The sequence below is a fragment of the Paraburkholderia sp. GAS333 genome, from assembly GCF_050435665.1.
Lineage (GTDB): Bacteria > Pseudomonadota > Gammaproteobacteria > Burkholderiales > Burkholderiaceae > Paraburkholderia > Paraburkholderia fungorum_A.
The window spans coordinates 266,283-278,910 of the sequence record NZ_JBNDKS010000006.1 but is presented as its reverse complement, the minus strand read 5'-3'; the positions used below and the strand labels follow the sequence as shown (position 1 = coordinate 278,910).

Annotated in this window: 13 protein-coding genes; 12 read left to right on the top strand and 1 reads right to left on the bottom strand. The window is 59.2% G+C overall.

From position 1 onward, the window contains the following. Positions 1-75 precede the first annotated feature (75 nt). The 3 genes from ABH945_RS28530 (at position 76) to ABH945_RS28520 (ending at position 2,856) form a co-directional block, all read left to right on the top strand. Positions 76-825, top strand: a complete 750-nt coding sequence (locus ABH945_RS28530) for an ABC transporter substrate-binding protein (protein WP_429252810.1) — start codon at positions 76-78, stop codon at positions 823-825. Positions 826-1,093: 268 nt separating this feature from the next. Continuing rightward, positions 1,094-2,293 (top strand): porin, encoded by a 1,200-nt coding sequence (locus ABH945_RS28525; RefSeq protein ID WP_429252809.1) that lies wholly within the window; start codon positions 1,094-1,096, stop codon positions 2,291-2,293. A gap of 272 nt (positions 2,294-2,565) precedes the next feature. Continuing rightward, on the top strand, positions 2,566-2,856 hold the full coding sequence (locus ABH945_RS28520; RefSeq protein WP_429252808.1) for a DUF4148 domain-containing protein: 291 nt from the start codon (positions 2,566-2,568) through the stop codon (positions 2,854-2,856). A gap of 25 nt (positions 2,857-2,881) precedes the next feature. On the opposite strand, the gene ABH945_RS28515 is transcribed toward ABH945_RS28520, so the two are convergent. Continuing rightward, positions 2,882-3,151: a DUF4148 domain-containing protein gene (locus ABH945_RS28515; protein ID WP_429252807.1), complete on the bottom strand. Its 270-nt coding sequence runs from the start codon at positions 3,149-3,151 to the stop codon at positions 2,882-2,884. A 471-nt stretch (positions 3,152-3,622) separates the two neighbouring features. On the opposite strand from ABH945_RS28515, the gene ABH945_RS28510 reads away from it, so the two are divergent. The 9 genes from ABH945_RS28510 to ABH945_RS28470 all read left to right on the top strand — a co-directional run bounded on the left by ABH945_RS28510 (position 3,623) and on the right by ABH945_RS28470 (position 12,628). After that, positions 3,623-4,843, top strand: coding sequence for an MFS transporter (locus ABH945_RS28510; RefSeq protein ID WP_429252806.1), 1,221 nt, complete (start codon positions 3,623-3,625; stop codon positions 4,841-4,843). 44 nt (positions 4,844-4,887) lie between these two features. After that, positions 4,888-5,667 (top strand): SDR family NAD(P)-dependent oxidoreductase, encoded by a 780-nt coding sequence (locus ABH945_RS28505; RefSeq protein ID WP_429252805.1) that lies wholly within the window; start codon positions 4,888-4,890, stop codon positions 5,665-5,667. A 40-nt stretch (positions 5,668-5,707) separates the two neighbouring features. Next, positions 5,708-6,190: a YybH family protein gene (locus tag ABH945_RS28500; RefSeq protein ID WP_074774798.1), complete on the top strand. Its 483-nt coding sequence runs from the start codon at positions 5,708-5,710 to the stop codon at positions 6,188-6,190. Positions 6,191-6,274: 84 nt separating this feature from the next. Beyond that, positions 6,275-7,048 (top strand): formylglycine-generating enzyme family protein, encoded by a 774-nt coding sequence (locus tag ABH945_RS28495; protein WP_429252804.1) that lies wholly within the window; start codon positions 6,275-6,277, stop codon positions 7,046-7,048. Positions 7,049-7,128: 80 nt separating this feature from the next. Next, a complete protein-coding gene (locus ABH945_RS28490) occupies positions 7,129-8,025 on the top strand; it encodes a DUF1932 domain-containing protein (protein ID WP_429252803.1) in 897 nt (298 codons plus the stop codon). An 823-nt stretch (positions 8,026-8,848) separates the two neighbouring features. Then, the gene (locus ABH945_RS28485) at positions 8,849-10,129 is read left to right on the top strand and encodes an MFS transporter (RefSeq protein ID WP_429252802.1); all 1,281 of its coding nucleotides are present in this window, start codon (positions 8,849-8,851) and stop codon (positions 10,127-10,129) included. Positions 10,130-10,157: 28 nt separating this feature from the next. Then, positions 10,158-10,994 (top strand): alpha/beta fold hydrolase, encoded by an 837-nt coding sequence (locus ABH945_RS28480; RefSeq protein ID WP_429252801.1) that lies wholly within the window; start codon positions 10,158-10,160, stop codon positions 10,992-10,994. 42 nt (positions 10,995-11,036) lie between these two features. Beyond that, positions 11,037-11,489, top strand: coding sequence for a Zn-ribbon domain-containing OB-fold protein (locus tag ABH945_RS28475; RefSeq protein ID WP_429252800.1), 453 nt, complete (start codon positions 11,037-11,039; stop codon positions 11,487-11,489). Then, positions 11,486-12,628: a thiolase family protein gene (locus ABH945_RS28470; protein ID WP_429252799.1), complete on the top strand. Its 1,143-nt coding sequence runs from the start codon at positions 11,486-11,488 to the stop codon at positions 12,626-12,628. Before ABH945_RS28475 ends, ABH945_RS28470 begins: the two co-directional genes overlap by 4 nt.

Sequence of the window (12,628 nt, the reverse complement as noted above, 5' to 3'; positions counted from 1 at the left end):
CGTCTGACGTTGAGGTGAGTGCCGCCCGGCGTCGACTCATCAAGCAATCCATTTAACCTGCCGTATTGAGCTGCCATGACAAGTGCCCCGAAACCATCCGCCGACGTGATTTCGCAACTCGCCCCAAGCGGTGTGCTGCGTGCCGCGATCAATTACGGCAACCCCGCGCTTGCCAGCAAGGATGCCGCCACGGGAGATCTGGGCGGCGTATCGGTCGACCTCGCGCGCGAGCTCGCGTCGAAACTCGGCATTCCTGTTGAACTGGTGGCGTTCTCATCGGCCCGCAGTGTCGTGGACGCCGCTAGACAGAATCTGTGGGACGTCGCGTTCAGCGGTATAGATCCCGAGCGCGCGAAAGAGATGGATTACTCGGGACCCTACCTGCTGATTGAAGGGGTCTATCTCGTGCGCGACGCGTCGCCGATACGCACGAATGAGGAGGTCGATCGTCCGGGTCACCGCATCGCCGTGAGCCGTGATAGCGCGTACGACCTCTTTCTCAAACGCGAGATTCGCGAAGCTGAGCTGGTGCGCGGCGACGACCCGACCCGAATCGCGGACATGTTGATCGAGCAGAATCTCGACGTGGTCGCCGGTGTGAAGGCACGAAGCGAACTGGACGCGCAACGGATCGGCGGATTGCGGATGCTCGAAGGCAATTTCATGGAGATCCGTCAGGCGATGGCGACCCCGAAGCGCCGCCCTGAAGCTGCACGCTACGTGGCGGAGTTCGTTGAAGAGATGAAGGCATCGGGTTTCGTCGCACGAGCGTTGAAATTACATCGGGTCGACAGCGGCAAGGTCGCGCCACCGAGCGCGCGATGAGTGCATGCGACCGGCGCTGCGTTTAACGCTTCGCTGAGTTGCGCTCGCCGGATAGCTGCTGTGCATCTGCTGCATCATTTTCACGGTTCCCGTATGGCATGCTTGCAGCAACGTATGACGCTCATCGGACAAAGAATAGTTCGACCAGAAATACCCTCGATGAGTAGCTGAATCAGATTGAAGATAGAACGTACATTATTCAGTACATCTATTTTAAAAGCCGAAGTTCGTTTGCGGCTTGATGAAAAAAAATCTAACAGGAGACAGCATGAAAAGGTTTTCGGCATTTGCCGCGGCCGCCGTAGCCGCTATCAGTCCAGGCATTGCACACGCGCAGAGCAGCGTGACGCTTTATGGTCTTGTCGATGTAGGCATCGCTTACCAGAGCAGTTCGGGCGCGTTGGGCCAAACCTCAGGCGGCCATTCCGCCGTGACGATGGTGAACGGCGTGCGAGGCGCGACCGTGTGGGGTTTGAAGGGCATTGAGGATCTCGGCGGCGGCACCAAGGCAGTGTTCCGGCTGGAGCAGGGCTTCAACGCGTCGAATGGCGCGATGACCACGCAAGGCCTTGCATTCAAGCGGCAGGCGAACATGGGACTGACGAACCCGGACTACGGCTCATTGATTGTGGGTCGAGGCTTTTCGGAGTACGTGATCCTGCTGTCGCCATGGAGTCCGACCCAATGGCTGACGGGCTTCTTCGGTGCGCACCCAGGCGACATCGACATGCTCGACCTGAACTACGTGAACAACCAGATTTCGTATACGTCGCCGACGATGCATGGGTTCACGTTCGCTGGGTCGTATGCCCTTGGCGGTCAGCCTGGCAGCATCAACAGTGGCTCGACTTATAGCCTCGCGGCACAGTACAACGCTGGCCGGGGAGGAATGGCTGTAGGCTTCCTCCGGATCAACAATTCCGCTTCCGGCGGCGGTGCGTGGGGGCAGTACACGACACTGAGCAACAACGGTGCGGAGCCGTCCATTTCAGCACTGACCAACGGCTATCAGTATGCGCAGGCGCAGCAACGTGTGGCTGTTACGGGCGGTTGGAAGATCACTCCTTCGTTCGATCTTTCCGGGTCCTTGTCGAATACCCAATATATACCGGGCATCAACTCTCATTTCTCTACCGAGGCGGTGTTCAACTCCGCGGGCCTCGTCGCTCACTGGATGTTTGGACCCGCATGGTCCTTCGCAACCGGCTATGCGTTCGTGCACGCGTCCAAAGCCAACGGTACGGATGGCGCGAACTACCATCAGGTGACCAGCCAGGTCTACTACTCGCTGTCGAAAGCAACCGGGCTTTACGCATTGGCGGCGTGGACACACGCGAGTGGTGAAACTCTGAGTGCGACCGGGACGGTGATCCGCGCGACGCCCACGATCGGCGACGGCTTCAATGGCACGCCGGGCACGGGCACTAACGTATTCGCTGCTGGCGTCGGCATTCTCCATCGCTTCTGACATTGGCTGGTCCTTGTCTTTCACGGCGGCAGCGGGGTAGTCAGTTTTTTGTAGGTTTCATCGAAGGCTCTCCGAGTCTTGACGCGGCTTCGGCCGCGTTTTTTTTCCGAATATCGAGCGATGGTGATGGGCGATGACTATTGCCATCAGCTAACAGAAAGGTTTGCAGTTTCAACGAGGTCCGTTTTAACCTCCAGGTTTTCTCCACTGGAATGAGTAGACTGTAATGTCGGATTCGATGCTCCGATTCGTCTCGCTCCCGGAGGTTAATCATGAAAGCGCTGCTCAAAGTAATCGCTACCGCTTCGGCGTTGCTGGTTTCCGCGATTTCGTTTGCCCAATCGACAACTCGCGCCGACGTAAAAGCCGATCTGGAGCGAATCGAGCAGGCTGGTTTTAATCCGGCCGTGGCGTCTGACCCGTATTATCCAGCCGATATGCAGGCGGCGCAGGCGCGTAACCAGGCGGGGATTACACGCTACGACGGCACGGAATATCCGCTGCAACCAGGTGCGCTAATGAACGGCAATGCAACAAATGTTGACTACGTCCCTGTGCAATAGACAGCCTGGCGGACTTTGGATGACGTCACAGCCCCTGTTTGCTGGCTGACGCGACTGTGGCGGTGTTCGCCGAATCGGCCGATGCTCGCGACTCGCGAAGTGTGCGTTCGGCGTGGCGCAGTTCGTACGGGTAGTTGATATTGGCGGCGCCAGGCTGGAAGCCAGCCTGTTCCAATTGCGAAAGTTCCGCGCGGACTTGCGCACGAGTGACGCCTTGATCTGTCGTCGACGCAAGCGAAAGCGTCGGCAGCACGAGCGCGACGGCGAGTACACATGAAATAACGTTACCAGTCATGGAGAGATCCTGTTTAACGGTTGAATTGAGTACCCTCTGCAGTGGTATTGGCAGTATTTAGGGTTTCTACTAGATTGACAAAGTCTACCGCCGAGAAGCCACGCCTGGTGCGCAACAGTTGCATACCCGATTTGCATTTCCTGCATATCCGGACGATATAAACCACACGTTGATGGCATCGATCGACATATTTTTTAAAGGCATGTTGACCCCATCGCGGAGAAGTGAAACTCGAACGCGTTGGCCAGTAAGAAGCATTCGAAATGCACGCTGCAGTAGCACTCCGTTTTCGGGCTTCGTCGCGCCAATGTTGAGAACCTTTCAGTAGCGACCTACACCCGCTGCATGTTCCGTCTTGTCCTTCTAATATGGCAATCGTGTCATTTTCGCGTCGGCTTGCTGCCTGGCGATATCGGCTACCCTGTTCGAGCCTTACTCCAACGAGCGCCTATGACATCATGGTACCGATGCATGACCAGGGTCCAGAAGCTCACGTTCTGGGCGTGCTGGGGCGGATGGGCGCTCGATGGCATGGACGTGCAGATCTTCGCGTTCGTCATTCCTGCGCTTGTCACGCTATGGGGAATGACGAAACCTCAGGCAGGGATCATCAGTACTTCCGTTCTCGTCACTTCGGCCATAGGCGGCATCGTGGCAGGCGTACTCGCAGACCGCTTTGGACGAATGCGCGTGTTGCAAATCACGATCTTGTGGTTCGCAACCTTTACAGGCCTCTCCGCTTTCACACATAACTTCCATCAATTGTTAATCACGCGCAGTCTGCAAGGCCTGGGCTTCGGCGGAGAATGGGCAGCCGGGGCGATTCTGATCGGTGAAGTCGCTAACAAGGAGTCACGCGGGCGCGCTGTTGGCAGTGTGCAGGGAGGGTGGCCCGTGGGTTATGGCGTCGCTGCACTTTTTTATTTCGTGAGTTTCACTTTGCTCACACCAGCATGGGCATGGCGAGTGCTGTTTCTCATCGGTGTGCTGCCGGCGTTATCGGTGTTATGGCTTAGGCGAAACGTCCCTGAATCGCCCGCCTTCGTTGCGGCAGCGAAAGCACGCGAGACGATAAGCGTGAGACAGACATTCGGTCAGATCTTCTCCAGGAAGATCGTTCGCAGGACCGCGACTGCATCACTGCTTGCTGCCGGTGCACTCGGCGGCAATTACACCATGCTCACGTGGCTGGTGACGTTTCTGAAGCAGAACCATGGAATGAGCGTGGGTACTACCACGATCTATATCGCCGCGAATATTTTCGGTTCTTTTTGCGGGTATATGGGGGCGGCTTATATGAGCGACGCACTGGGCCGCAAAAAGACATTCGTCATCTCGGCACTTTGCGCGGTGACAGCCGTGCTTCTCTACACGATGACGCCAATCAATGGACCGCTGATGTTATTGCTGGGCTACTTACTGGGTATGTTCCAGTCCGGCATTGTGTCTGGAATGGGTGCCTGTTTCTCCGAACTATTTCCTGCACATATCCGTGCGAGTGCGGGGGGATTTTCATATAACTTTGGGCGAGGAGTTGGGTCGCTGATTCCCGCAGCAGTCGGATTGACGAGTGCCGCGTGGGGCCTTGCGCCGTCCATCGGCGTCTGGGCGGTCGGTTCCTATTCGCTCGTGTTTATCGGTGCGCTGCTGATGCCGGAGACTCGTAACAAGGAACTGGAATCCGGCCTTTGAGTCGACTCGAATCCATTCATTGAATTTTTTAAGGAACCAGGAACATGCAAATAGATATGAAAGGGCGTGTGGCAGTCATTACTGGCGGGAGCAAAGGCATCGGTCGGGCAATAGCCGCGCGGATGGCTCAAAGCGGTGCCGATGTTGCGCTCCTTGCCCGCCGACCCGAGGCGCTCGAAGAGGCACGAACTTTCGTGTCCGGCACGGCCACGGGACGGGTGCATATTGTCCCTTGCGACGTGACAAAAGCCGATGCAATCGCCTCCGCGTATTCGGATGTGATGAACGTGTTCGGCAAGATCGATATCGTGGTCAATAACGCGGGGATCGCGCAGACGGGCCCGTTCGCGTCGATTTCGGACGAGACATGGCAGGCCGATCTGGACCTGAAGCTATTCGCTGCGATCCGATTGACCCGGCTCGTATGGCCGCAACTGATCGAGCGCCGCTGGGGCCGCGTGATCAACGTGCTCAACATCGGTGCGAAGGCGCCGAAAGCCGCATCGGCACCCACATCCGTGTCTCGTGCCGCGGGCATGGCCTTGACGAAAGTGCTGGCAGGAGAGGGCGCACCTCACAACATCCTCGTCAATGCGCTGCACGTGGGACTGATCGACAGCGACCAGTGGGCGCGCAAACATGCGCAGACGGGCAACGGCTCCTATGATGATTTTCTCGCCGACATGGCGAAAGGCGTACCGCTGGGACGAGTCGGCACAGCCGAAGAATTTGCCAACGTGGCGTGCTTTCTTGCGTCGGATCTTGCGAGCTATGTGACCGGTACTTCGATCAATGTCGATGGAAATATGTCGCCGGTCATGTAGTCCCCCTGTTCCGCCATTTTGTCGAAGAGGTAAAAGATCCATGACGAGCTGGAAAGACAATTTTGCGAGTGTGCTGCTGAGCGCTTCCCTTCTGACAGTACTCCCCGTTGCATATGCAGCGACGCCTCGACAATCGGAGTTGCTCGACGCGGCGACGAGGCTCGGTGCACAGTACGACGCGAACTATGCCATTCAAGATCCGAATGCAATGGCGGCGTTATATGCGCCGGACGGCGTGCTGGTTTCGCCAGCGGGAAATATCATCCATGGCCATGACGCGCTGGTTGAGTACTACAGGAACCGCTTCGCCAATGGTGCCGTCAAGCATCACATCGAGATGCAGGAGGTGCATGTTCAGGGGAATGGTGGCTATGGAGTCGCCCACATAACCATTCAATCAAAAGATCCGAGTGGTGAACTGCATACGGAAACCGGCAACCTGGTGGCCGTCTTCGTCAAGAGTGCAGATGGCTGGCATTTTCGTCTGATCGAACCGAGTATTCCGCCAAAAAGCGGGAACTAGGCGTCCAGGATGCGCGACAGTGCCCCTCCCGCTGTCGGCAGTCAGCGTACAAAGAATCAGAATTCAAACATACAGGAAGAGATCATGCGTTTCGAGAAACACCTGGGTAGTCGGGTAATGGCGCTGCTGATTACGGTATTTGTCTCGGTGACAGCGCAAGCCGATCCGGCACCGGGCACAGCGTGGACGGAGCCCACCACGGGCATGGAGTTCGTCTGGGTGCCGGGTGGTTGTTTCAATCAGGGCGCGACGAATGGGGCGGACAAGGAACAGCCCGTGCATCAAGTGTGCGTAAAGGGATTCTATCTGGGCAAGTACGAGGTGACCCAGGCGCAATATCAGAAACTGATGGGCTCCGATCCGAGCGAATTCAAAGGCCCGAAGCGACCGGTCGAAAGAGTTTCTTGGGTCGACGCAGAGGCCGCCGCGCAGAAACTGGCCAAACAGAGCGGAACCAGAATCGGCCTGCCCAGCGAGTCGCAATGGGAATACGCATGCCGTGCCGGCGAGCAGCAGGACGTTTATTGCGGCACCGGCGATATCGCGGGGCTGGCGTGGTACTCGGATAACAGCGATGACACGACCCACGACGTTGGCGGGAAGCGTCCGAACGCCTGGAATCTGTACGACATGACGGGCAATGTATGGGAGTGGACGCAAGACTGTTATCACAGCAGTTATGAAGGTGCTCCCAAGGATGGTAGCGCCTGGATCACCGGTGATTGCGACGATCGGGTTACACGAGGTAGCGGCTGGAATCGCGCAGCGTCTCGCGCACGGTTTTCCTATCGCGGTGGCGATGGCGCCGATCACCGTGACGACAATATCGGATTCCGTCTTGCGCGAGCGCTGCCATAGTTTCACTGGCCGCTATCTCCCGGTGGTCGTCGGCCGGACTTCAGTCGTGACACAGTTCAACCTGTAGCGGAGCGAAGGGTATGAAACCAATCGTTGCAATCCCGTCCGCAGGCGAGATGGGTGCGGCCTTGGCCGCGCAACTCACCGCGCGCGGCGTGACCGTTCTGACCAGGCTCGAAGGACGTAGCGAGGCGAACCGCCGACGCGCCGACCTTGCGGGTATGACCAGCGCAAAAGACGACGACCAGCTACTCGATGCGGATTTCCTGCTGTCGGTCTTGCCACCCGCGCACGCAACCGGGTTCGCACGGCGTATCGCGCCAGCGCTGATTCGGGCGCCGCGTCGTCCCCTCTATGTCGATTGCAATGCAGTCAGTCCCGATACTGCACTCGGGATTGCGAAGATCATCGAAGAGAATGGTGGACGCTTCGTCGATGCAAGCATCATCGGCTTTCCGGCCAAACCTGGTGCGACGGGCGGTCCGAAGATTTTCGCCAGCGGACCGCTCGCTGCTGAACTTCAGGTTCTCGGCGCATATGGTCTTGACATCCGGGTGCTCGATGCGCCGGTTGGTTCTGCTTCATCGTTGAAGATGTGCTACGGAGGCCTGACTAAAGGACTGGTTGCGCTGGGTTCTGCGTTGATCCTCGCGGCCCAGCGAAACGGCTCGACGGACGCGCTGCGAGCCGAGCTGCAGGCCACTCAGCCACATCTGTTCGCATGGCTGCAGCGGATGGTGCCGGACATGTTCAGAAAGAGCCATCGCTGGGTCGCCGAATTGGATGAAGTGGCCGCGCTGATGGGTGATCGTGCCGAGCATGAAATATTCGCAGGCGCGAGTGGGTTATTCGAGCGACTCGCCGCCGACGAGCACGGCGAGCAAGCGGAGATTGATGTGCTGTCGACCTTTTTTGCACGACTCCAGGACGACGATAGAGACGCGATGCATCACGTACGTTCACCCAATTGGACGTGACGCCGGAGGCCGCTATCGGGTCGCGTGCTGCCGATCACGGTATCGGCGAAATTGAAGCGGATCATGCTATTTGCATGAGTCGCTACCGGCCATCGGGAGTCAGTCTGGACGACCACCGTTTGGACATTCGTGCGAGCGCTTCGCTCGATTAACGGCCCTTCGACCACTGATGACGTACATGGTGTCGTCAGCCACTGCGGCCGTTCAAGGGACCCTGTTCGAAATGCAGCCACACTTTCCTTTTCCTCACCGCGTTTGACAGGAGCACTCCAAGTCTTCACTTGTTGAACTGTGTCGAACAGAGCCCGCTGACGCGCCCCCTCACGCCTAATCCCTTTTCTGTCCTCTGACATGATTCCGTTCCGGCGATCGTCCACATCATTTAGTGGCTGTCGTCCTGTGGCGAATCGCGCGGCAAGCGTGTCCGACTTTCTCTTCGAGCGTCATTGCTCTATCTCGGTGCGAAACCAAAGCAGCGCTGCATTCGCAGTACTTTGAGAGCAGATCCAGTTATTTAACCAGTCGCTCGAGGCGCCCGGCAGGAGCGGTAGCGATGGATTGCTCGTTCTGACTGCATCTGGTTCATTCAATCGTCTGCTGGTTTTCCCGTCCGTGATCCGCTTGACGCAGATGCTCGCTGGCCTCCGCCATGCGGTGCGCTGTCTAGACAGGTACTCGGGTTTTTACGGACAGCGGTTCGCTTGCTATAGGCCACAGTCGGCGCTAAAGTTATTCCATACAACGGTATCACATTCCGTTAAACGGAATTTAATCAGTCAAGCGATGCTTTTGAAGCCGCAAATCACGCAGGAGACAAACTCGCATGTCGGCGAACTCACACACGAATATTCCACGAGCGCGTTGGTACAGGATCGGCGCTCTGCTCTTCCTTATCTACCTGATCTGTTTCGCTGATCGAAGCAACATCGGCGTGGCGGCGCCCGAAATGGTGCGTGAAATGGGTTTGTCCGGTGCGGTGACCGGCGCGTTGCTGTCGGCGTTTTTCTGGGGATATGTCGTGACCCAGTTGCCGGGGGGCTGGCTGGCCAGTCGCATCGGACCTAAACGGGTCATCGTCGGGGCGCTGCTGGTGGTGGGAGCGACCGGCTGTCTCACAGGCGTCGTGACGCGTCTTCCTGCGTTGCTCACCATTCGCTTCGTGATGGGCCTCGCGGAAGGCGTCGTATGGCCGTCGTTCGCGGTGCTGTTCATCAACTGGTTTCCCACCGCCGAGCGTGGTCGTGCTGTCAGCTTGTCCCAGTACGCACTGCCGCTCGCGTCGGTCATCATGGCGCCGCTCGCGGGCTGGATGATCCGCGAGTTTCACTGGCGCACCATGTTCGTGATGCAGGGCATTCCGGCGCTCGTACTGGCAGTGGTGTTCTGGGCTGTCGCTTCTGAAGATCCGGTTGTGGACCGTCGTCTGTCGAAAGCGGAGCGCGACTATATTGTTGCGGGCCGTACCGAAGCCATGATCGAAGAAGGCAGTTTTTCCGACGTGCTGCGCATGCCGACCGTGTGGGGCTTGTGTCTTACCTATTTCTTGTGGATTACCGGCATGTACGCGTTCGGCATGTGGGCGCCCACGCTGCTCAAGCAGTTGTCCGCGACCATGGGTATGGATACGGTCGGCTGGCTGACCGCCGTGCCCTATGCGTTTGCCACCGTCGCCATGTATCTCGTCTCGCGTGCGGCCGACCGCTCACACTTCTCTCGCGGATGGTACGTATCAGGCGCGTTGTGCATTGCCGGCCTCGCGTTGCTCGGGCAGCATTTCGTGGCGAATACACTCGGTATGAACATGGTGATGCTCGTGCTCGCCGGCATCGGCATCTATGCGGCGCTGGGGGCGTGGTGGAGCTGGGCATTGGCCAATGTGCCGCGCAATCAGGCCGGCCCGGCGATCGGCCTGATCAATCTGTTCGGCAATGCAGGCGGGATCTGTGGACCATTATTCGTCGGGCTGGCGGCAGCAGGCGGTAAGGCTAGCGACGGGCTCTACCTGATCGGCTTCGCCTTGCTGCTCGGCTCGCTGGTGGCACTGCTGCTCGCATCGAAGAAGCGGGTGCAGCACGCGGCACCTGTCGGTCACGTTCTGCATTGAGATCCGGGCCTTACTTCCATTCCCAACCATGAACCCAGTCATTTTCGTTGCGGACGACGAGGCGCGGCTCTTCTGCCGTGGTCCCGGGCAAGCTCCTGAGCGCAAGAGTGCGCCGGTGCTGATGCTGCATTCGCTTTTTTTCGACGGCTCGATGTTCGACGCGGTTCGCAGTCTCCTGCCCGCCACGCTGGCGGTATATGCGCCGGATCACCGCGGCCAGGGGCAAAGCGAGGCAGGCCGGTACGCACCATCGATCGACCGCCTTGCAAGCGACACGATTGGCATCATCGAAGCGCTGGGCGAGGGCCCCGTGCATCTGGTTGGCAGTTCGATGGGCGGCTACGTCGCCTTGCGCATCGCAGAGCGTCGTCCCGACCTGCTGCTCTCATGTGTGCTGTCATGCTGTACCGCACATGCCGAGCGTCAACCGGAGCGTTTCGCGGCACTCGAGCAGCGTATTCGCGAGGAAGGCACGGCCCAACTGGGGCCGACGCTGCTGCAAACCATGTTCGGCGAGCGCTTCGTCGCCGAAAATAGCGATGCTTGCCAGGCGTGGCAGAGGCATTTCGAGGGCCTCGGCCCGAGCGCGGCGGAGGCAGTTCACGGCGTGTTCTCGCGACCCGGCTACGAGGCGCTCCTCAACGATCTGCGCCTGCCGCTGCTGCTGTTCAGTGGCGAAATGGATCGCGCAAAACGCCCGGCGGATATGGAATACATCGCTGGGCGCGTGCCGGGTAGCCGTCATGTGACGGTGGCTGATTCGGGACATACGCCGCCAGTAGAAAACCCTGCTTTGTTCGCGCGCGAGTTACAGCGTTTCTGGGACTCATTGACGCCCGGCGCGAAGACTCACGCGCCCGGCTGACATCGCGCGGTCACGCATTTAATTGAAAAGGAGTTGTTCCAGATGCCAAGTGAATTTTCGGATCGGACGTCGGGCACCGGTTACGCACAGGATGCGCTGCCGTTTCGCGACATTGCTGAAGGGCCGCGCCCCTGCGCATTTGAATTGCGAAATGGCGACGTGCTTCTGCGCGGCAGCCAAAGTCGCTCGTCGGGCAGCAAGGCATTTCCGGCTCGCGAAGTATGCATGGAAACCGGGGCGCGTGACATGGAGCCGATGCTGTTCGGGCCGTACGGCACGCTGTATTCATTTTCGACGGTCCGTGTGTCGTCCACGCGCGCAACGCCCTATACGATCGGCTATGTCGATTTTCCGAACGGCGTGCGCGTGCTCGCCAATCTGGACCCTTCGCTCGATCCATCCGCTCTGGCTTGCGATACGCCCGTCGAGGTGCGAGCAGATGGAGATGTCTGGTTCGTCACGCCGTCCAAGCCCCACGCTGGAGAAAAAGCATGAGTGAAGCGTATATCGTCGGAGCGGCGATGATCCCGATGGCTAAGCACCGCGAATCGAGCTATTCGGGTCTCGCCATTCCCGCTGTGCTGAACGCGCTGAAATCAGCTGGCGTCGCACCGAAGGAAGTCGACGCGGTGGTCTGCGGTCACGCCTTTGGCGGGATGCTGACCGGCCAGCGCATCGTCAAGGAGATGGGCATTGGCGCGGTGCCCGTCACCAACGTCGACAACGCGTGTTCGGGCGGCGCGACGGCATTGCACCTCGCTTGGAAAGACGTGCAGGCCGGCCGGCACGACATCGTTCTGGTGATCGGCGTGGACAAGCTCACGCAGTTCGGTGGAGGCACCTTGCCGCTCGTCACCGAAGATCCGGAGGTGCAACAGGGCATGGTGATGCCGGCGCTCTACGCCATGCGCGCACGGCGATATCTGCACGAACGTGGCGTCGGCATCGACACGCTCGCGGGCGTCAGCGTCAAGGCGCGACGCCATGGCGCCCGCAACCCGTACGCGCAGTTCCGCAGCGAAGTGACAACCGAAGAAGTGCTGGCATCACGGCCGATCTGCGATCCCTTGACTCTGCTGCAATGCTGCCCGACCGGGGACGGCGCGGCCGCCGTGCTGGTCGTCTCCGAAGCCGCCCGCAAGCGGCTTGGTCGACCCGCCGTGCGGATCGCCGCGTCGATCCTGCACTCGGGCCAGGCGACCGCCGGGTTTCGCGACATGCTGCGTCCCGAGATTTCGTATCACTCGGCCGCCGATGCCTATGAAGCCGCGGGTTTCGGTCCGCAGGATCTCGACCTGGTCGAATTGCACGACGCATTTTCGATTGCCGAACTCGTCTATTACGAAGCGCTCGGCCTGTGCGAGCCGGGTGGCTCGGCAGCATTTCTGAACGCCGGCCGTTCGACCTACGGCGGCGATGTGGTTGTCAATCCGAGCGGAGGGCTTTTGTCCAAGGGACACCCCGTCGGTGCCAGCGGAGTCGCCCAGGCTGTCGAGGTGTATTGGCAACTCACCGGGCAGGCGGGCGAGCGTCAGGTGCCGGACGCCAAACGCGGATTGAGTCACGTGACGGGCGGCGGCATCGCCGGGCTGGACCACGGCGCCTGCACCGTACATTGCTTTGAACGAGTCTGA